This is a genomic window from Saccharicrinis aurantiacus (genome assembly GCF_947489045.1).
Classification (GTDB): Bacteria; Bacteroidota; Bacteroidia; order Bacteroidales; family Marinilabiliaceae; genus Saccharicrinis; species Saccharicrinis aurantiacus.
In genome coordinates, this window is record NZ_CANLCN010000001.1 from 438,351 (window position 1) to 462,336 (window position 23,986).

A 23,986-nucleotide genomic window follows, 5' to 3' on the forward strand; every position below is an offset into this window, starting at 1 on the left:
TTAAATGTAAAACAAAGCAGAAATGATGTTTCATAAATATAAAAATAAAATAGTATTGTTTGTTGCCATTATGGTAATGAGTTATAGTTCTTCTATAGCACAGCAAATGGCAGAAAATACTGATAGTATACAGGTTGATGTATCAGATCCTATTAGTGTATTGTTTGGAGAACGAAAATACGATGAACTAGTAGGTAATGTTAATAGTGTATCCGGTGATGAATTAGTTAACTATCCTGCAATTAGTGTAGAAGAATCATTAGCAGGTAAGTTACCAGGTCTTTTTATTTTACAAAATAATGGTAATGTTGGTGAAAACAACTTCACAACATATATTCGTGGTAATTCAGGAAGTTATATTGTAATGATTGATGGTTTCGAACGGCCATTAATTAATATCCCAATAGAGCAAATTGCAGAAATAAAAGTTTTAAAAGATCCTGTTTCTAAGGCTTTATACGGAGGTAGTATGACTAATGGTATTGTTTTAGTAACCACAAAACGTGGTTTTAAGAATAAAAACGAGTTTCGTGCTACAATACAGCGAGGTATTAAAATGCCAACTGCAATACCCGAATATTTAAATGCTGCAGATTATGCAACCCAATATAATAAAGCTATTGAAAACGACAATGGTGGTATAATGCCTGATGGAGCAGGTTATACTGACGAGCAGATTGCTTACTACAAAGACCAATCGCGTCCTTATCAGTATCCTGACGTTGACTACTACGATGAATTCTTAAACAATTCAATGAATATTACCCGTGTTAATACAGAGTATTATGGAGGTAATGAAAAAACCCAAGTTTATTTTCAGGCTGGTTATCAAAACGAAGGAGGCCTTGAAAAATATGGTGAATATCCTTTGGGAATGGATTTAATTAACCTGAGAGGTAATTTGGATGCAAATTTCAACGATTACATTAAAGTACTAGCCGATTTTTCTGGTTACCTAGGTGAAAGAAGCAGATCGGGTAAATTTGAAATGGCTACACTTTCAGATCGTAGACCAAATGATTATCCAATATTTGCTGCACAAGATACAGTTGCGGGTACTGCAAGTTTTAAGGATAATCCTTACGGAGCACAAGCTCAAAGTGGATATATTAAAGAAACCTACGTACAAATGCAATCAACAATTGGTTTCGAATTTGATTTAAGAAATGTTGTAAAAGGTTTAAGCATTAAACCAACATTTGCATTTGACATTGCACACCAACAGAACTTAAATAAAGTAAATACAGTAGGTATATACGAAATTGCAGAGTTTGATGAAGATGGAAATCCCTTAACTTTAAATGAGTTGCAGCTTGAAAATTTAGCAACATCTCAAACATTGGGAGATGATAACTATTCAAAACGTTGGGCTTTAAACATTCAAGGTAATTGGAATAGAACATTTGGTGATCATAAGGTAAATGCAGATTTATTGTATCATATGTCATCATTAGCAATAGCACGTACTTTAGATGATTACAATAAAACTAGCATCAGCGGACGTGCACATTATTCTTATAAAGGTAAATATAATGCTGAAGGTGCTTTAGCTTATGTGGGCTCTACAAGTTATGCAAAAGAAAATAGGTATAAATTATTACCGGCTTTAGGAGCAGGATGGGTTATTTCTAAGGAAAGCTTTTTAGAAAATAGTTTTGTGCTTAACTTTCTTAAGCTTAATGGTGCTTGGGGTATAACAGCTGATGGTACTATTGGTAATAGATTGTGGCAAGACAGCTGGACCATTAATTCAGTTGATAACAATGCTTATAAATTAAACTCATCTGTATTGTTAAACCCAGCTAAATTTTCTCGTATTGCTAACGAAAATATCGATTGGCCCACAACAAGAGAAATCGATATAAATGTTGAAGGACGTTTGTTTAAACACTTTGGATTTAAAGCCACTTACTTTGATTATCTAACTACAGGTACAATTAACAAGTTGAATAATGTTATGCCAGGTATAATTGGAGGTAATTCTTATTTGCCAAGTGTAAACTATGGCGAAAGAGCCTTAAGAGGAACAGAACTTGAGCTAAGCTACTTTGGTAAAACTGGTGATTGGACCTACTCTATTGGTACACATATGACTATGTCTAAGAGCGAGAAAATTAAGATAAATGAATTGCCCGATCCTAATTACACCACAGTAGGAGATGCTGTTGATGATATTAGAGGATATAATGCGATAGGCTATTACTCCCAATCTGATATTGATAATATGTTAGCAGGTAACGGAGCAGTTCCTTCTTATATGGATCCGAGTGATATACGTGTCGGTAATATTATGTATCAAGATGTAAACGAAGATGGTGTAATTGATAAGTATGACCAAGAGGTAATTGGTAACTCTACACCGCGTTTAATGTATGGAGCCAATATTAATCTTGGTTGGAAAGGTATTGAGTTATACGCATCCTTTTTAGGTTATGGACAGTATGATAGATTGATTAATAATACAAATTATTATCATGCCTACGATACACGTAAGTATTCTACTGCAGTTGTTAATGGCTTACCAAACGGAAATGCGCATCCAATGTTAACAACAGGTACTCCAGTTAATGATACCCAAACGTCTTCGTATTGGATAGCTGATGGATCTTTCTTAAAACTCAAGAATGTAACCTTATCTTATACACTACCAAGTCATTTGTCTGAGACTATCCATCTTGGAGAAGTTAAATTCTATGTTTACGGAACTAATTTATTTACAGTTTCTGAGATCAATGATTTAGATCCTGAATCGTTAACAGCAGGGGTTGTTGATTATCCATTGTTTAGTACATACGCCGCAGGGTTATCAATTTCATTCTAATACTTTAAAAACGAATATTATGAAATTATATAAATTTTCACTTTCAGCTTTGGTATCTATATTGATATTGAGTTCCTGTTCCGATTTTTTAGATACTGTACCGGATCAATCGATGCCAACTGAAACAGCGATACAATCGCCAAATTATTTTTTGGGGTTTTTATATCAAGCTTATGATGGTATCGAAGATCGCGTAACATTTGATTACGAGGCAGCAACAGATAATGCTATTGCAAACAGAGAGTATTACAAGTCATCAAAGGCAGCACGTGGTGGTATTTCATTCACAAATAATCCATTAGGAGATACTTGGGAAAGCAGCTATATGCAAATCAATTCAGTAAATTGGTTTATAGAGCATATGGTTATTGATACTACCAAATTAATACCTACACCCGTTCGATTTGATCTTGATTCAGTGGTGAACATGGAGATATTTTATCTTAGTTTAGGAGAAGCCTATTTTTTACGAGCTTGGTATCAGTTCGATTTATTAAAAAAGTATGGTGGTCTTGCCGAAGACGATAAGGTTTATGGTTTTCCTATTTCAACAAAGTATCTAACGTATTCTGATGAATTGGACTTAAAGCGTAACACCTATCAAGAATGTGTAAATCAAATTGCAGCAGACTGCGACACCGCATTTAAGTACTTGCCTCTTGCATATACAAAGAGTAATGGTACCGTAGGTGAAGGTTTAACTAACGATGCTGGTAGAGCAAATGGAATATCTGCACTTGCACTTAAAGCGCGTACTTTACTTTTAAATGCTAGTCCTGCGTTTAATAAGGATAATAATACGGAATTATGGAAAAGTGCTGCTGCAGCTGCAAAAGAAGCGATTGACGCAATTGGAGATGATGATTTATTGGCATTTAGTGCATATTTTAATAAAAACAATTTAAATGATGCCAAATACAATAACAAGGATTTATTTTTCAGAGGGCCTATTGTAGCAACAGATTTTACCTTAGAGAAAGAGAACTTCCCTCCAAGAGCATATGGTGGTAACGGAAGGTTTAACCCTTCGCAAAATTTAGTTGAGGCATTTCCTATGAAAGATGGATACCCTATCAACCAATCGCCAACATATACTTATGATCCAGATAACCAGATGGCAAATCGCGATCAACGTTTGAATAAGTTTATTGCGAGCGATGGTCAAAGTTTTGCAGGTATTACTTTAGATACTAAAGAGGGGGGGCAAGATGCTTTGGGCTCAGAGCCTAATGCAACACGCTCTGGTTATTATTTGAAGAAGTTATTAGATCCAAGCGTGAGTCTTGAACCAGGTAAACAAAAGAAAACAACAAGAGCAGTTTTCCTATTAACTCGTCCTGAATTATATTTAAATTTTGCTGAAGCAGCAGTAAATGCAACAGGCAGCCCTGATGATGCAACATATGGATATACAGCTCGTGCTATCCTAGCTAAAGTAAGAAAGCGTTCTTTAGGAACAGCAGATGTTTACTTACCTACTATTTCAGGTAAAGATGATTTTGTTGAACTATTGAAAAATGAAAGACGAATAGAACTTTGTTTTGAAGATTTTAGGTTTTGGGACCAAAGAAGATGGAGTGCTGGAGCTGAGGATGTATCTTATATAAATACACCTGCCTATGGTATCTATTCAGATGAACCTGCAGAAGGTCGTTCATTTGCATCTCCATACATGCCACTGCCATTTAAAGAAATGGTAAAAACAGAAAATCTTCTTAATAATAAGGGATGGTAATTTTTAATAAATAATGTATACCATGAAACGAACAAGTAATCTATATTATCGAAATTGATCAATTAGATAATATAAGATACTTGGACGTTCCATGCGAACATTAATAAAAATTTAAACACATGAAAAATATATTATTAATTTTAGTTTGCGTCATAGGTTTAACATCTTGTTACGATGATAGTTATTTAGATCCTAAGCTCGATGAAACCATTGCTTATTTTGCTTCAGATGTTGATTACACTCGTACTCTTGTTGTAGGAGAGGGGTTAAATTTTAAAATTGGAGCTGCAATGGCTGGTGTAATTGAAAATAGAGAAGATCGCGAGTTAGAGTACATGATCTATCAAGAAAATGTAAATTTTGATGGCGCTGATGACATGAGAGTTTTAATGCCTAAAACTTATTATAATTCTGAAGATTTAAGTGGTTCTATTATGACTGTTATACCAAAAGGAAAGTTTCTCGGGTATTTTTCAGTATCAATGGATTCAACATCTTTTTTAGCAGATCCAATGGCCTTAACAGGTGAATATACCTTACCGGTTAAATTAGTAAGTTCTTCTTTGGATTCTATTCGTGCCGATTCTGTTAATGTTTCTGTTAGATATATGGCTGGTATCGAAGGAATGTATCTATATAAGTCTGTTATTGAAAAGGAACTAAACGGAAGTATTGTAAGTGATGCAACAGTTACTGAAATGTATTCAAGTGAGGAAGATAAAAATGCATGGAGTTTTGTAACAAGTGCACCTTTCTCAGTAACTGCAACCTCTGCAACTTCGGCATTTACAAGTGGTTTGGCTTTTGATTTAACGGTTAATGGCGATGCTATTAGTATAGAGTCAATAGATGGTCAGCCTGTTGTAGAGTTAGAAGGAACAAATACTTACGATCCGAAAACAAGGGATTTTGAGTTGAATTTCAAATACCAAATGCTACCTGTAAATGGAGTAGTTAACGATACTATATATCACGTTTCTAATGAGCTAATATTTAGAAACAGACTGAGAGATGGAGTTAACGAAACACGTGAATACTTGCACTATTTGAACTAGTGATATCTAAATTTTGTGTTGCCTTACCGCTTAAAAAGGGTAGGGCAACAATTATTTCTATTGTAAGGTTATACCATAACGTTTCCACTTTTCTAAATATCATACAATGCGAAGTTTTCTTTTAACTATATTTATTATCACTACAGTAACACTAGCTGCAAAAGGCACGCATGGATTGCATGATGCCCAGGGTAGAACGGTTATCAATCGTGGTTTTGTGGTGGTAACTAACAATACTTATTTTTCTTCAGATGATTATATGAGAATGGTTCGTTTAGGAGCCAATAGCCAGGTAGTGCGTTTGGAATTAGGTAAGTTGGGAAATATTAAAAATGGAGCACTAGATAAAAACTATTTACTTAAGTTAGATACCTTAGTTAGTTTAGGCAAAAACGTTGGCATAAATACAGTATTTAAAATGACTGTTTATGGAGTTAAAGGCTTTTCATGGGAAGAGTTTTGGCAAAATAAAAACAAGCTTAACGAAGCTTATATTGATGCATGGAAAGTAATTTGGAATAGATATAAAGATGAACAGTCGGTAATTGGATACGATATAGTGAACGAACCTCGTAAATTATCAATGGATATTTCTTACGATAAACTAACCAACAAATATCTGATTCCATTATATCAGCGTTTGATAGATGAATGTCAAGCCATCAACCCCGAAAAATATTGTATGGTACAGTCCATTTTTATGAATAAAGGGGAAGCCATCAATGGCAATCAATATGCTGAGTTTAGTAAACCAATTAATAGAAATAAAATTCTATTTGCACCTCATATTTATCAAAAAGACAAACATCTAGTTAAACCAACCATGTTACGATTCGAAAAAGAATCAAAACTATTAAAGGCACCTGTGTATATTGGCGAGTGGGGTTTCCCTACATTTGATACTACAGATTCTACAATGAATGGAAGGTTAGGGCAGTTAAACTATATGGATTTTTACATGCGTACCGCCGAATTATTCGATAGCCTTGGTGTAAATTCAATTAAAGCTTGGTTTTCGGGTAATCCGCATAAACAACATTTTATGGCAGGTGGACCATCAACTTGGGCTATTTTTCAAGACGAACATGCAGTTGGCACCATAGAGCGAAAATATATTACAGATATTATTGCACGTCCCTATCCTCAAGCAATAGCAGGTAGTATTAAAAGTTTTAAGTATAATTTCCCAACAAGAAGTTTAGATGTATTTCTTACACCAGATAATGCTAAAGGTAACTCATGCATTTTTGTTGGAGCCAACAGACATTACCCCGACGGATTTTCAATTATTATTAATGATAAAATGGTTTTATATCATAATCCGTTAAAGGAAATAGGATTGGAAGTTTCTAAGCCAGATTCTAACTTTAATCCTAGTGATTTTATTTGGAACAGTCAAAAACAGCAATTACAAATTTTAAAATGGCCAGATAATATGGAGGAAATTCATTTTCGCATAGTTCCAGGTATTATAACTTATCATAAAAATTAAGATCAGTATAGACTGAGTTTATTGATCGAATCTATTTTTAATACTCAGTAATTATTATTGTACACCTGGTATACATTTCATTTTATTTACTAGGAAACACTATACACTTAAAAAAACAATATTGCAATTTTGGTTTGCAATTTCTGTACAATAAAAAAAATAAACACATGAAACAACCTATAATCATAGCACTTTTCACCCTACTATTAATGGGGTGTCAGTCACAAAAAGCAACAGATACAAATAGTAGAGATGCAGAAATTGCCAATAAAGTAGAAGTTCTTTTGGCACAGATGACACTCGAAGAGAAAATAGCAGAAATGACACAAGATGCCCCTGCTAACGAACGATTAGGTATTCCTGTTATGAAATACGGAGAGGCATTGCACGGTTTATGGCTAGTGCTTGACTACTATGGTAACACAACTGTTTACCCTCAGGCTGTTGCTTGTGCATCTACTTGGGAACCAGAATTAATCAAAAAAATGGCTTCACAAACAGCGCTAGAAGCTCGTGCTTTAGGTGTTACACATTGTTACTCACCTAACTTAGATGTTTATGCAGGAGATGCCCGCTATGGTCGTGTGGAAGAATCATATGGAGAAGACCCTTATTTGGTTTCACGAATGGGAGTTGCATTTATTCAAGGTTTGCAAGGGACAGGAGAGGAGCAGTTCGATGAAAATCATGTGATTGCAACAGCAAAGCACTTTGTGGGATATCCTGAGAATCGCCGTGGTATTAATGGTGGATTTAGTGATATGTCGGAGCGTCGTCTACGTGAAGTTTATCTTCCATCGTTTGAGGCCGCTGTAAAGGAAGCAGAGGTTGGTTCTGTTATGCCGGGGCATCAGGATTTTAATGGCATTCCATGTCATATGAATACTTGGTTATTGAAAGATATTTTACGAGATGAGCTTGGTTTCGATGGTTTTATTGTTTCAGATAATAATGATGTGGGCAGATTAGAAACCATGCATTTTATCTCTGAAACCAGAACTAAAGCAGCTATCGCAGGATTGAAAGCAGGTGTAGATATGGACTTGGTAATTGGCAAAAATGTTGAATTATCTACCTATCACGAAAATGTATTGTTGGATACTGTAAAGCAGGACCATTCATTGATGAAGTATATAGACGAAGCTACATCACGTATCTTAACGGCAAAATATAAATTGGGTTTATTCGATGCGGAACCAATAGAAATTGATGAGAAAACTGCAAATGCTGGTCGTGAAGAGCATCGTGAGTTCGCACTAGAGATAGCCGAGAAATCTATTATCATGCTTAAAAATGATAATGATCTACTACCTCTTGATTTATCAAAAATTAAATCTTTAGCTGTTATTGGGCCTAATGCTCACGAAAAAAAGCCAAAAAAAGGAACCTATAAGTTGTTAGGAGGATACTCAGGCTTACCTCCATATTATGTTTCGGTTTTGGATGGTTTAAAGAAAAAAGTAGGAAACAAAGTACAAATAAACTACGCTAAAGGCTGCGATATTGATAGTTTTTCAAAAGATGGATTTGCAGGAGCCGTTTCTGCAGCAAAAAAATCAGATGCAGTTGTATTAGTTGTAGGTAGCTCACATAAAACGTGTGGCGAAGGCGGTGATCGTTCTGATCTAGATTTGTATGGTGTTCAAAAGGAATTAGTAGAAGCCATTCATAAAACAGGGAAACCAGTTATTGTTGTTCTGATTAATGGTCGTCCCTTAAGTATAAACTATATTGCAGAAAATATTCCGTCTGTGCTTGAGACTTGGTATGGTGGTATGCGAGCAGGTGATGCTGTTGCGAATGTTATCTTTGGAGATGTTAATCCAGGAGGTAAATTAACCATGTCTTTTCCTCGTTCGGTCGGACAAGTTCCTGTCACATATCTAGAGCGTCCTGATTTTATTGGCTCAGGTAAGGGTAAATATAGATATTCAGACAAGTCTCCATTATTTCCATTTGGTTACGGACTTAGCTATACAACATTCGAATATAGTCAGCCAAGCTTGAGTGCAAGCTCAATTAAAGCAGATGGCAAAGCAACTGTTTCTGTAAAGGTGACCAATACAGGCTCACGAGATGGAGATGAAGTTGTTCAAATGTACATTCGCGATGATTATGCCTCGGTGGGCAGATACAATAAGATGTTAAAAGGATTTGAGCGTATTAGCCTTAAGGCTGGCGAAACAAAAACAGTTGAATTTGAACTCAACTTTGAAAACCTATCCTTATTAGACAAAGATTTAAATAAGGTGGTTGAACCAGGAACTTTTACGGTTTCAGTAGGTTCATCATCGCAAGAATCGGATTTGAAAACAGTAATATTAACGGTTAATAAATAGTAAATAATATACCAATATTAGTATGGTTTTTCCATTACTAATATTGGTTTTTCAATATATATTACTTCCAAATAATCAATTAATTGTATAGCACTATTATGAAATATATTCGGTCTATAATTATTTCCATTTTACTAGGTATTACAATGTCTTTTAGCATTCAACTAAATGCTAAAAACAAGGTGGGGAGTTTAACTTGCGAGTACCTAAATAATCCTATAGGTATTGATGTTACATCACCTCGATTTAGTTGGAAGATCCAATCAACTAGCTCAAATGTAAGTCAAACTGCTTACGAAATTAGAGCTGCCAAAACTATTCAAAATTTGGGTACACAATCAGCCCAATTATGGTCTACGGGCAAGATTAACTCAAACCAATCAATCAATGTACCCTATCAAGGTGCAACATTAAAATCGGGCGATCGCGTTTATTGGCAGGTTCGTATTTGGGATAATAAAAATAAGCTTAGCGCATGGAGTGAGCCGGCTTATTTCGAATTAGGCTTATTAAATACTTCGGATTGGAAAGCCCAATGGATTTCATTGAAAGATGAAAAACCATCCAAAACATCTTTACCATCTCAATATTACCGTAACGATTTTACATTAGATAAAGAAATTAAGTCTGCTCGTTTATATGTAAGCTCTTTGGGTTTATATCAAATGTTTATCAATGGTAAAAAAGTAGGCGATCAGCTTTTTACACCCGGATTTACTTCTTTTCACAAACGCATACAATATCAAACCTATGATGTAACGGATATGCTAAGTTCAAATAATGCCATCGGAGCCATGCTTGGTGATGGTTGGTATCGTGGTTATATTGGTTGGGATGGCGATCATAGTCATTATGGCGATAAATTGGCATTAATAGCACAATTACATATCAAATATACCGATGGTACAAGTAAGCTTGTTACAAGCAATGATAATTGGAAAGCATCCTATGGAGCCATTAAAGAATCGGATATTTATAATGGTGAGTTTTACGATGCCAATCTCGAACAAGAAGGATGGGCAAACTACAACTTCAACAGTGAAAAATGGAACAATGTAGAACAAATTAACCATTCTAAAGAAATACTTGTAGCCTCTAATAGCATACCAGTAAAGGTTACTAAAGAAATCAAACCAATAGAAATAATTACTACACCTAAAGGTGAGTTAGTAATGGATTTAGGCCAGAATATAGTTGGCTATACTCGTTTAAAGGTAAAAGGAAAAAAAGGAGATAAGGTAACTTTGCAGTTTGCAGAGGTTTTAGATAAGGAAGGTAACTTTTTTACTGAAAATCTTCGTTCAGCTAAGTCAACCGATGTGTACGTTTTAAAGGGCAATCAAGAAGAAGTTTATGAGCCTTTCTTTACGTTTCATGGCTTTAGATATGTGAAATTAGAAGGTTATCCTGGCACTGCAACAACAGATGATATTACAGGAATTGTCATTCATTCTGATATGAAACCTACAGGTACATTTGCTTGTTCCGATTCATTAATAAATCAGCTACAAAGCAATATTCAATGGGGACAACGCTGCAATTTCTTGGACATACCAACCGATTGTCCGCAGCGCGATGAACGTGTAGGGTGGACTGGAGATGCTCAGGTTTTTAGTATGACTGCAGCCTTTAATTTTGATGTGGCAGCCTTCTATACAAAATGGTTGAAAGATCTTGCCTTGGATCAACAACCCAATGGGCAGGTGCCCAATATTATTCCTGATATGTGGAATAACAAATTAGGAGGCGCAACAGGGTGGGCCGATGCAGCAGTAATTGTGCCTTGGACAGTTTATCGTGCTTACGGCGATAAACGAATTTTGGAGGAGCAATACAAAAGTATGAAAGCTTGGATTGGATACATGAAAAATAAATCGGGTGATGACTACCTTTGGAATGAAAGACATTTTCATTGGGGCGATTGGTTATCATATAATACTGATAAACCGGCTTATCCAGGTGCGTACACAGAGCAAGATCTAATAGCCACAGCTTATTATTCATATTCTACTTCTATTATGGCAAAGGTTGCTAAGATATTAGGTAAAGATAATGATGCGGCAGAGTTTGCAGATATGGTTACCAAAATAAAGGCTGCTTTTGCTAAAGAGTATATTACACCTAATGGGCGCTTAGTTTCACATACACAAACAGCTTATGCACTTGCTATATCGTTCGATTTGATACCGGAAGATCTAAAGGAACAAGCCAGTAATTATTTTGCAAACGATGTTAAAAAGTTTAAGCACTTAACTACAGGATTTTTAGGCACGCCACTATTATGTAGCAGCTTATCGGCTGTAAATAGAGACGATTTAGCCTTTATGCTATTAAACCGTAAAGAATATCCATCGTGGTTATACCCAGTTACTATGGGGGCTACAACCATATGGGAGCGTTGGGATACTCAAAAACCAGATGGAACCATAATTGATGGTATGAATAGTTTTAACCATTACGCATACGGAGCCATTGGTGAGTGGTTATATAATTATGTAGCTGGCGTAGCAATCGACGAAGAAAACCCTGGATATAAGCACATATTATTTAGTCCGCACCCAGGTGGAGGATTAACAAATGCAAGTGCCAAAATTAATTCAATGTACGGAGAGGTTAAGTCTGAATGGTCGCTTCAAGATGGAGAAATGACTTATAATATATGTATTCCTCCCAATGCAACAGCTAGTATAACCTTGCCTAAAGCACTTGGGAAAAACATCGTGGTTAATAAAAAACCTTTAAATAAAATAGTGAACGAAAGCACAAATATTGGGAACGATGTATCCTTTAACTTAGGATCAGGTGAATATAAAATAGTGTATTAATCCCAAAGTGTAATTATATAAAATCAACTCTTATGTGGTATAAAAAAACCAATATATTATTGCTCATAGCACTTTCCTTATGTTTTAGCATCGTGATAGAATGTAATGCAAAGAAATATGATGCAGATGACCTCAAAAGTAATCGAACCAAGTATAATTTTAATTTAGATTGGCGGTTTATAAAAGAGAATCCGGCAGGAGCAGAAGCGCAAAACTATGCGGATGATAAGTGGTCTGTAGTGAGTTGTCCGCATACATTTAATGATATTGATACTTTCGACGATTTAAGTCTGGGGCATCATGATGGAGAAGCCAATCAATGGCGAGGAACGGTTTGGTACCGAAAACATTTTACCCTACCAAAATCAGAAAGTAGCAAAAAAGTGTTTATTGAGTTTGAATCTGTTCGTCAAATTGCAGATGTATATATTAACGGTACATTTATCGGTAAAAATCAAACCGGTTTTATTCCCTTTGGATACGATTTATCACCGTATATTAACTTTGGCGAGGACAATGTAATTGCCGTTAAAGTAAATAACGATAGAGGGGATCATTTTAGAGACAATTTTCCACTAGTTTGGAATCACGAGCATTGGCATCCAACACATGGAGGTATCTATCGCAATGTGTTTTTATACACCATGGATCCATTACATATTACACTTCCCATATACGATAATTTAAAAACGGTGGGTACGTATGTATATGCTGATCAAATTAGCGAAGAAAGTGCTACAGTAAGCGTTAAAACAGAAGTTCAAAACGAATATGATAGCTATAAGAACATCACCATCGAAGCGCATATTTTAGATAACGATGGTAACTTAGTTAAGAAGACCGCAACGAATGGAATACTAAATGCGGATAGTAAGCTAATATTTGAAAACACCTTAAAGATTCAAAATCCGAAATTATGGTATACCCGTAACCCCTATATGTATTCGGTTCTTTCTATTGTTAAAGAGGGGGATAAGGTTATTGATAGCTACGAATCGCCTTTAGGGATACGTAATTTCGAATTCAATAAAGATTCGGGTTTTCATATTAATGGCGAACACGCAAAACTGCATGGTTGGGGACAAAAACCTACCAATAGTTGGGCTGGCTTAGGCGCGGCTTTACCAGATTGGTTAAGAGATTTTACCTATCAACTGATGGACGAAGCGGGTGGTAATTTTATTCGTTGGGGACATTGTGCGGGTTCTCCTGCCGAAATTGCCATGGGCGATAAATATGGTTTTGTAACCTTAATGCCTGGCGTTGCAGGAGAGTCGGAAGATGAAGGTGAAACTTGGGATATTCGCATTGCGGCATTCCGAGATATGATTGTCTATTATAGAAACCATCCTTCAATTTTTATTTGGGAAGGCGGTAACTGGGCTGAATCAGCAGCACACTACGAGCAAATTTTAGATGTAATTGATACATACGATCCTAATGGAAAGCGATTAATGGGAAATAGGCGTGCAGATAATGCAGCATGCTCAGAAAAATACATCAGTATAGAAATTGGTACAGAGGGTTGGGAAGGTGAATATCCTAATTTACCAATTATCGAAAGTGAATATTGTAGAGATGAAGCGCCACGTAGGGCCTGGGATAAATATACTCCGGATGATAATTATTTCAATCATAAAAACATTAAACGAAATACATATAAATTTGGTTCGGAACAATTTGCAGTAAGACAAGCTGAGCATTGGTGGAAAAAAATGGGTAAAAAGCCTTACCATTCAGGTGGTGCTAACTGGGTATTTACCGATGGCCCTCATGGAGGCCGATGCCCCACTGAAGTAACAAGAGCCAGTGGTGAGGTTGATGGTGTTCGATTACCAAAAGAAGCTTTTTATGCTTTAAAAGCAATGTGGCGCCCAGAGCCGCAAGTGCATATTGTTGGACATTGGAATTATACCGAAACAACAGAAAAACCAATTTATGTTATCTCAAATTGTGCATCTGTTAAGTTATATGTAAACGATGAGTTGATAGGCGAAGATACCGAACCAAACAATGGTTATGTATATAAGTTTGATGCCGTAAAATGGAAAGCTGGTGAAATAAGGGCAGAAGCATTTATTGATGGAAAACTCAAAACTTCTCAAATTAAAAAAACGACAGGTAACCCTGTAGCCATAAAACTAACGCCAATAACAGGACCCAAAGGTTGGTTAGCTGATGGTTCTGATATTGCACTTATAGATGTAGAGCTTGTGGATGAAAATGGTATGCGCTGTCCTTTGGACAAGGGAAGAGTTGACTTTGAAATATCAGGCCCTGCCATTTGGCGTGGCGGATACAATAGCGGAAAAGAGAACTCAACCAATAATTTATACCTCGATACTGAATGTGGTATCAATCGAGTTGCAGTTCGCTCCCTACTTGCTGATGGTAAAGTAACGGTTACCGCAAAGCGCGATGGAATTAAATCGGCATCAATAACACTAAAATCTAAGCAAGTAGATTTCAAAAACGGTTTATCTACAGACTTACCACAAGTGAGTAAGGTAATTCCAAAAGATGAACCATTGCCTGCACATATTCCTTATATTCCGCCGTATGTTCCTGGCGTAACTAACAAAAGTGAATTGTTTAAAAAGTTTAGTTATACCGGCGATTCTGAAGCTATGTTGCGTACCAATGTATTTTGGGGCAAAAAACCGTATACCGATTTAATGATTAATTACACGGTAATTCCTAGTTATTTGCATGGAGCAGAGTATGTTCGTATTCCAAATTCTGATAGTCGTTATTGGGCACGTGATTTATTGCAGTTTATTGCAGGTAAGGATTTAACGCTATATATTGGACATGATGATCGTGTTAATTTGCCCGATTTTATCAAAGAAGAATATCAAGATACGGGTGATGATTTTAAGATTGGAAAAGTAAAAATGTCCCTCTATAAACGCGAAGTAAAAGCCGGAGAAAGTGTGGTTATGGCAGGAAACTGCGATGGCGATGCTCCTGAAGATGCTAGAATGTATGTGGTAATAGCCAAAAAGAAATAAACGTAAATATAATAAAAGCAGATGGTGAATTCGATATACTGAATTTGCCATTTGTAGGTAAAAGTAAAATGCAATAATCAACTTAATAATAATATTAAAGTATTAGAGAGTTGTATTTGTGAGCACAGATAAAAAACAAACACATGAAAACGAAATTAATAATATTTAGCATCGCTTTTATAGGTCAATTATTTACCATTACTAAGGCGCAAAAGGTTTCTGAGGAATTTACGATCTCACCACCCAAAGGGCGTATTGCCATTGTTGCCGATGGAAATTCTCCTGATCCTGATGATTTAGGAGGAACCGCCATATCTTTAGCATTATTGCAGGCTACAGGTTTATCCGATAGATTGGTACATTATTCTCATTGCTGTGATTTAGTGGTGCCTCATAGAATCTCTCGTAAAGCAGAGTGCGAAAGACATGCCATGATGCAAACTACTTGCGATGGAACTGCCCGCCGTTGGGGAGGATTTGAGCATATTACCTTTTGGGATGCAAAATGGCAAAGCGACGAAACAATACAGGAATTGTGTAAAGAAATTGATGCTTCAACAGCCGAAGATCCACTTTGGATTATTGAGGCAGGAGAACCAGATATCATTGGCTTTGCCTTAGCACTTTCCATAAAAGAAAAACGCAAGTTTGTAAAAGTGATTACACACCATCCGGCTAACGACGATGCTGGGGATTTTTATACATGGCAGCAGATTCTTGATTTTGGGGTTGAAGAAGTGCGTATTCCCGATCAAAACGTAAAATTAAAGGTAAATGAGTCGGAATGGGATTGGGCCAAAAATCATCCCGACGATCGGATGCAATTTGTATGGCTAATGGGTAAAATGGCCGAGATAGATGATGTTGTTAAATTTCAGAAAGGAAGATGGGACTGTTCTGATGCTGGCATGGTTTGGTATTGGATTACTGGAGCAAATGTGAATAATGGTGTTGAGCAAGGAACTGTTGAACAGCTAAAAGTAACCTTACTGAATTATCTACAGAGTAATCCAAAGAAGAAATAACCTTCAATAGGTTGCCAAATAACCTTTTGGTATAACAGTCAATTTATTAGTCTAATTCTTTTATCATCAATAAAATGAAAAACACAAGAATTCAACTTCACTATAGCAGCTTGGCAATTATAGTAGTTTTATTTATTCTGTCTTCGTGCACAAATAATAATTCAAAACTTAAGGTATCAGAAGAACCAGATTATTCGCACTTAAAGCTCGATGAAAAACCAAATATTTTGTGGTTGGTTACAGAAGATATGGGTGCTTATATTCCATCTTTTGGCGATTCAACCATAGAAACACCAAACCTAAGCAAATTAGCTGCCGAAGGAATTAGGTATCCTAATATGTATTCGGTTTCGGGCGTTTGCGCACCTAGTCGCTCGGCAATTGCCACAGGAATGTACCCAACTAGCATTGGCACAAACAATATGCGAACCAACTCAGATATGCATATAACGGGCTTGCCAGCTTACGAAGGAGTTCCTAATACCGAAGTGAAGATGCTTAGTGAGTTACTAAGGCGTCAGGGCTATTATTGCTCTAATAATTATAAAACCGATTATCAATTTAAAGCTCCAGTTACAGCATGGGACGAAAGTAGCCCATATGCGCATTGGCGAAACAAAAAGGAAGGGCAACCCTTTTTTGCCGTTTTTAATTTTACAGAAACGCATGAATCGGGCCTATTTGAACCTTACGGATTTCGAAAAATAGAAACGCGTCATTATCATTCAGGTGATCGATCATACAAATGGGGACCAAAGCGTTTAAGCGAAGAAAATACAAGTAAACATCTTTCCAAAGATACCAAGTTTACTATTCCTCCATATTTAGTTGATGATGAAATTACCCGACGTGATATGTGGAAATTATACAACAACATTGCTGAGATGGATTGCCAAATTGGCGTGGTGTTAAAACAATTAGAAGAGGATGGGCTATTAGATAATACGATCATTTTCTTTTATGGAGATCATGGCGGTCCATTACCTCGCGAAAAGCGTTTGATATACGATTCGGGTTTAAATACGCCTTTAATTATTCGTTTCCCTAAACAGCAAGAGGCCGGCAAAATTGATAAGCAGTTATTAAGTTTTGTTGATTTTGCACCTACACTTTTATCTTTAACAGGAATTGAACCTCCTGAATACCTACAGGGTCAAGCTTTCTTGGGCAAATATACAGAACCAGAGAAACGCAAATATATTTATGGAGCAGCTGATAGATTCGATGAAATAACGGATGCTATCCGGGCTGTTAGAGACTCTCGTTTTAAATATATCCGCAATTATCGTCCAGAGCAGGGGTATTATTTGCCAATTTCGTACAGAGAACAAATTCCTTCTATGCAGGAGTTACTTAGATTACGCGATTTAGGACAGCTCAATAGTATACAAGCACAATGGTTTAGGGAGAGTAAGCCAACAGAGGAGCTTTTCGATTGCGAATCCGATCCTTACGAGTTAAATAATATTGCAAGTTTGCCACAGTACAAAGATAAGCTAGTGGAGTTACGTGTAGAAATGGATAGATGGATAAGGAATGTTGGTGATCGCCCTAATTTACCAGAGCGTGAATTGATTAATGATTTATGGGGTGGTTCCGATACTCAACCCGTAACTCAAAAACCAAAAGTACAAATCGAAAATCAATTGGTGACTATAACATGTGCAACAGAGGGAGCTTCTATTGGATATAGAATAGTAAAGAAAGGAAAAAAAGCCCAAGGACCATGGGAAATATATACCAATCCATTTAATGTGCCTCAAGGTATTACTTTGCAAGTTCAAGCACACCGCATCGGATTTAAGGCGAATACTGTTACTCAAATTATTAATTATAAGTGATTGTATCCATAGGGTAATGTGTATATACAAAGTATTTAAGAGGCTGTCTCAGAATGAGACAGCCTCTTCTCTTTAGTTATAATTCGTAAGCTAACGTTAACTTAAAAATACCAAAACAATCCATCACTCAATACTTCTCCTTGAATTGATAATAATGAAGGTGTCTTTAATTGAGTCAACTTATAAATTGAAAGTTAGTGGTCCGAAAAAAATGAGTTTTGAGACAGCCTCTTAATATCATATAAGTTCTATTTTAGAGTATGTTATGTGTAATAATGTCACATATGTTGCAAGAGTGTCACATATGTTTCCTTTCGCAACAACACTTTTAGTAATGAGACTTTAGTGCTAAGTTAAAAAATGTTATTGCCATATTTTTATTCTATAATCAATAAGTATTTAATAGAATCGATTAATAGAGTAAATAAATTATGATGAAATTATCATTAATCATAGTAGCACTTTTTTATGTAATAGGTGTATCATCAGCTGCTGATAAACCCAATATTTTAGTTTTCATGGTCGATGACCTCAGGTCTGATTTGGGGTGTTACGGAGATGATATTGTTAAAAGCCCAAATATTGATGCTCTTGCAAAGCAGGGTATGTTATTTAAAAATGCCTATTGTCAAGAGGCTATTTGCGCACCATCGCGTATTAGTATACTAACAGGGATGCGACCAGAATCAGTTGGTATTTACGATTTGTTCACGCCTTTGCGAAAGGTGAATAAGGAAATAGTTACCATGCCGCAGTTTTTAAAGGACAATGGTTATACCACAGTTAGTGTAGGTAAAGTATATCATCATGGGCACGATGATAAAGAAAGTTTCTCAATACATATACAGAAGGAGCCGAATTCATATGCTAAACCAGAAAACATAGCTATGAATAATAAAAAAGGCTCTAAAGGGCCAGCTTTTGAATGTACTGATGTAAATGATGAAGCATATAAAGATGGTAGGGCAGCCAATGCAGCCATTGAGACGCTTCGTAAAGTAAAAGACGAGAGTTTTGCGATGTTCGTTGGCTTTACAAAGCCTCATTTACCATTTAATGCACCTAAAAAATATTGGGATTTATATGATAGAGACCAATTTATTGTGCCCAGCAAAGAAACCCCTAAAAATATGAATTCATTGGCCTTAACAAAATGGAACGAGTTGCGTGCTTATAATGGAATTCCTAAAGAAGGTTTGTTAACAGATGATTTATCAAAGGAGTTGGCACATGGTTACCATGCTTGTATCAGCTACACTGATGCTCAGATTGGTAAAGTGATGCAAACGCTTGAAGAACTCAATTTAAGAGAAAATACAATTGTAATTGTAATGAGCGACCATGGTTGGAAATTAGGAGAATATGGGGCTTGGTGTAAACATACTAACTTTGAGATTGATGTTAATGCACCACTCATTATTACCCTGCCTACTAGTAATACTAAAACATTACGCAATGCACAAACAAAGGCCCTTGTTGAGTATGTGGATATATTTCCAACACTTGCTGAGGCATGTGGATTAAGTACCCATCAATTAGATGGTAATAGTTTGTTACCTCTATTAAAAAATCCCAATAAGAAATGGAGTAAGGCCGCTTATAGTCTTTATCCAAGAGGCGAAAAATATATGGGTGTAACGTGTACCGATGGTGAATGGCGCTATACAGAATGGCGCATGAGCGATACACAAGAGTTGATTGGGAAAGAATTATACCATCATAAAAATAGTGTAATTGCAACGCAAAATTATGCAGGTAATCCCGAGTTTTCTAAACAAGAGAAGAGAATGAAACTACTTTTAGAAAAGCAATTTCCTTCCGACGGAAGATCTTTTTACCCCAATAAAAATTAATTCAAATCCATGGCGAGTACCCAAATGAGTATGCACCAAAACGCCCAAAAAACACATTGAAAACCTTCAAATCTATATAATGAAAAAGAGATTTACACCTTTATTTAGTAGAATATTAGTGCTAGTACTACTAGTGTCTACAACGGTTTTGTCAGCTCAATCTATGCAGCATCCTGTTATTTGGGGTACTGAGGCAGATAAAGATGCCATTCTACAGAAAATGGAGACTTACCCATGGGCAAATGCTGTTATAACAAAGGCCAAAGCTGCAATCGACGATATTGTAAATACGCATGTGTCAAATCCCGATGCAATTTTAAATACCATTCCGGAATTGGCATCAGATGATAACTTATCTGAAGCAGCTGCTAGCGCTAACAATACTAAACATTCCAAAGTTCTTAACTATGCTTCATATGCCGGTATGGTATACTATGTAAGTGGAGAAGAAAAATACGCACAATTTGCAGCCGATATTTTATGGTATTACATAGAAGAATTAGCGAATCGTTCTCCGCACAATACCGCTATGAGTGGCAGTGACTTTTATGATCCAAGAGCAGGTTATGCTCAGTTTGCCATTGCCTACGATTTTGTGGTTAATTTCATGAAAACAACAGGAACCAGAGTCTACCAAAAATCTACAGGTTCAACCATTAATTACGATCATGTAAAAGCACAAAAAGCAGTTTATAATATTGCCATGAATGCCCTTCACGAACATGGAGGTAATGATACTAAATATGGTAAAATGGTGAGTAACCACCCTATTTTAAGGGCACCAGGCGTATTGTTTAGCATTCTATGTGTTGATGATGATACGGAACGCGAGCGCATGTTTAATGTATTTTGGAATACAGGAACAAAAGAACAAAACTCATTTACACAAACCATACTACCAATGTTTGGAGCACAAGGCGTTTGGCCCGAGTCTACTAGTTATAGTTTTATGCAAAATGTAACGTTGATACTTAACCTTGTGGATAGGCTTAAGCCGAGTATGAATGTGATGAATGGGAATATGCATATTCTTGACGGAAATTTCTTATTCGATAATTTAAGATTACCTAACAGGCGTTTTGTTCGTTATGGTGACTCGCATAGAGATATTGATAAAACACCTGAAATATATAGATATACCCTTAATTTAGCCATGAGGAGAGGCTTTGAGGCATATGCTCAAAAAGCTAAAGTGGCATTACGCCAAGGTTACGATGCTAAGGGTGGATACGATCCAATTGTACCTATTACCACATTTGGAAACTACAGAGCATTTGATCAATTATTTTGGGGTGTAGATATTCCAGAATTATCGGATTCACAAATAGATTTTCAAAAACCAACGGTTATAATTGAACATGCAGGTGTTGCCTTACAGCGTAATTATGTTGAGAACAACAACGAGGATTATGGTCTTTGTGGTATAATAGGCGGTGCACATTATGTACACTCGCATTGTACCGGTATAACTATGGAATTGTATGGTGCAGGTTATATAATGGCAGCTAATGGTGGCTTGCCACATACTTTAGCAGAAAGGAGCGATCCAATACATACAGGGTATTTTTGGCGACATGCAGGTAATAATACTATGATTGTGAATGGCACATCGCATGGTATACAAAGTGGTGCGTGGAATTCAAATTCTGATTTATACATGAACACTACCGTTAATGTAGCTGCAGAACCAAAACATCTAGAGGATCCAATTAATGAGAATTTTAGTTTTGCTACGCAATTTTTAGATGATCAAATAAATAACGATCAGCAGCAACGTACATTAAGTACCATTAGAACAAGTGAAACAACGGCATATTATTTTGATATGTTTCGCTCTAAATCTTTGGGGGAGAATAATTTTCATGATTATGTCTATCATAATTTAGGTGATGAAATGCACATTTTTGATATTAGTAATAATGAGTTAAGTACAAGTACTACAAATCGATATCAGAATGATATTGGCGATACGCACCAATCACCAGGGTGGCGATTCTTTGAAGATACTGAAGTAACTGCATCTATAAGTGAGGCTACAAAAGTTCGTTTCGATCTAACTACTACCAATACTTATATGAATATGTTTACTGCTGCAGGGGTAGCTCGCGAATACACTAAAGCTGTGGGGCCTGGCACCCGAGAAGCAAAGGGAGGTTACGAAGATAAAGAAACTCAGATTATCGCCATCAGGCAACAAGGAGAAGCATGGGATAAACCATATGTACATATTTTTGAGCCATCAAAATCAATTAATACAAGTGTTAAATCCGTTGAGCATTTATACAACGGTGATAAAATTGTTGGTGCAAAAGTTAATAGTCAAATTGGCGATAAGGTAATTACAGATTATATTATTTGCCAAGAGGATGATACTGAAGTACTCAACCTAGCTGAGGAAGGAATCTCATTTACGGGTAGGTTTGCCATTGTGCGTGCCGAGCAGGTTTTAGACAAGGCTTATGTAACACTTTACATTGGAGAAGGGACTAGCTTGGTTTATGGTGAGTATTCTTTAGATGCAGACAGTGATAAAAAAGGTCAAAAAAAAATTGAAGTTTCAGCCGATTTAAGTCGTGTGTTGGGATTTAAGGATTTGGCCAATAACCAAGAGATTACAAAAGGGTCTGATTTAGCAGTTGAAGCCATTGTAGGGACTGATTTCACTGAAGTTACTTTATTTGTGAACGATATAAATGTGGGTGTCAAAACTGAGTCCCCTTTTTTTTGGTCATCAGTACCTGAGCTGACCAATATGAACGAGCTTACTTATCTTTTAAAATTGCAGGCTAAAGATGCTCAAGGACAAATCGAAGAGCGCACTCTTACCATTTTAACGCCAAGCCAATGGGCTTTTACCGATAATCAGGAACCACATACAATTCCTGGTAAAGTGGAATTTGAACATTATGATCATGGAGGGATTGATATTGCCTATTGGGATAAAGTAAATATGAACTCATCTGCATCAGGTTTTAGAATTGATGAGATGGTTGATCTAAATTCAGCTGGTACAGTAGTGCGCGATATAAAAACAGGGGAGTGGCTCGAATATACAATTGATGTTTCTCAAACTGGGTACTATGATTTAAAAGTGTATCATCAAACCAGAAGGTCGCCAGAATTTAATCAAATATCAGTTTCATTGCCCGATGAAAACATCACATTTCTTAGCAATATAGTTCTTACCAATACAGGTTCAGGCTGGTTAGAAGAAAGTATTGGCGATGTGCTATTAGAAGCGGGTACACACGTCTTACGATTTAGTTTATTAAATTATGGATTCGATTTAGACTATTTCGATTTATCATTCAAAGGCGCTGGTTATACCATCACATTTAACGATGGAACCAATTTAGTAAATGTGCAAACAGATGTAGATGGAAATTTTACACTGCCTGCTAATCCAATAGATGCGAGCCAAGAATTTGTTGAATGGCAAACGGCAGATGGACAGTTGTTCGATGCTTCATCGGCGGTAACTGAAGATATAGAAGTATTTGCTGTTTGGAAAATTAAAACCTTTACTCTTTCGATTATTTCTGAAAATGGTACCGTAACTATTTCACCTGAGCAAGATGAATACGAGATAAATACTGAAGTGATATTAACAGCAGTGGCAGCTGAAGATTATGCATTTGAATCTTGGTCTGGGGCTTATGTTGGAACAGAAAATCCACTTACACTGATTATAACATCCGATGAACCAATTACCGCCAACTATAAAAATATTACGGCAGTAAAAAAACATGTCGCTAATATTTTAAGTATTAGTCCAAACCCAACTTCAGGCAGCTTTACCATTAAATTGATTCAGCCCGAAGAAGCTCAATATAAAATTTATACAGCCTCAGGTCAAATTATAGATGCGGGTAATTTCTTTAATGAAACTACGGTTAATCTAAATAGCAGAAGTATGGGAGTTATTTTGGTCGAAATCATTACCTCTAGAGGGAAAGATGTGCAAAAAGTATTAATAAATAAGTAAGACG

General features: G+C 36.3%; 11 protein-coding genes. All 11 read left to right on the top strand.

The genetic code is table 11. The features are described from left to right. Positions 1-22 precede the first annotated feature (22 nt). On the top strand, positions 23-2,821 hold the full coding sequence (locus QMO11_RS01710) for a SusC/RagA family TonB-linked outer membrane protein (protein WP_282035736.1): 2,799 nt from the start codon (positions 23-25) through the stop codon (positions 2,819-2,821). A 19-nt stretch (positions 2,822-2,840) separates the two neighbouring features. Beyond that, a complete protein-coding gene (locus tag QMO11_RS01715) occupies positions 2,841-4,556 on the top strand; it encodes a RagB/SusD family nutrient uptake outer membrane protein (protein ID WP_282035737.1) in 1,716 nt (571 codons plus the stop codon). A 119-nt stretch (positions 4,557-4,675) separates the two neighbouring features. Beyond that, positions 4,676-5,611, top strand: coding sequence for a hypothetical protein (locus QMO11_RS01720; protein ID WP_282035738.1), 936 nt, complete (start codon positions 4,676-4,678; stop codon positions 5,609-5,611). A gap of 106 nt (positions 5,612-5,717) precedes the next feature. Continuing rightward, entirely contained in the window at positions 5,718-7,103 is a 1,386-nt protein-coding gene (locus tag QMO11_RS01725) for a cellulase family glycosylhydrolase (RefSeq protein WP_282035739.1), read from the top strand. Between the two features lie 167 nt (positions 7,104-7,270). After that, on the top strand, positions 7,271-9,442 hold the full coding sequence (locus tag QMO11_RS01730) for a beta-xylosidase (protein WP_282035740.1): 2,172 nt from the start codon (positions 7,271-7,273) through the stop codon (positions 9,440-9,442). Between the two features lie 98 nt (positions 9,443-9,540). Continuing rightward, complete coding sequence (locus QMO11_RS01735) at positions 9,541-12,267, top strand: alpha-L-rhamnosidase (RefSeq protein ID WP_282035741.1); 2,727 nt, start codon at positions 9,541-9,543, stop codon at positions 12,265-12,267. A gap of 32 nt (positions 12,268-12,299) precedes the next feature. After that, on the top strand, positions 12,300-15,278 hold the full coding sequence (locus QMO11_RS01740) for a glycoside hydrolase family 2 protein (RefSeq protein WP_282035742.1): 2,979 nt from the start codon (positions 12,300-12,302) through the stop codon (positions 15,276-15,278). Between the two features lie 143 nt (positions 15,279-15,421). Further along, entirely contained in the window at positions 15,422-16,303 is an 882-nt protein-coding gene (locus QMO11_RS01745) for a hypothetical protein (protein WP_282035743.1), read from the top strand. A gap of 74 nt (positions 16,304-16,377) precedes the next feature. Continuing rightward, positions 16,378-18,144, top strand: a complete 1,767-nt coding sequence (locus QMO11_RS01750; protein ID WP_282035744.1) for a sulfatase family protein — start codon at positions 16,378-16,380, stop codon at positions 18,142-18,144. Between the two features lie 434 nt (positions 18,145-18,578). Beyond that, positions 18,579-19,997, top strand: coding sequence for a sulfatase (locus QMO11_RS01755; protein WP_282035745.1), 1,419 nt, complete (start codon positions 18,579-18,581; stop codon positions 19,995-19,997). 79 nt (positions 19,998-20,076) lie between these two features. After that, entirely contained in the window at positions 20,077-23,982 is a 3,906-nt protein-coding gene (locus tag QMO11_RS01760; RefSeq protein ID WP_282035746.1) for an endo-acting ulvan lysase-like protein, read from the top strand. Positions 23,983-23,986 lie beyond the last annotated feature (4 nt).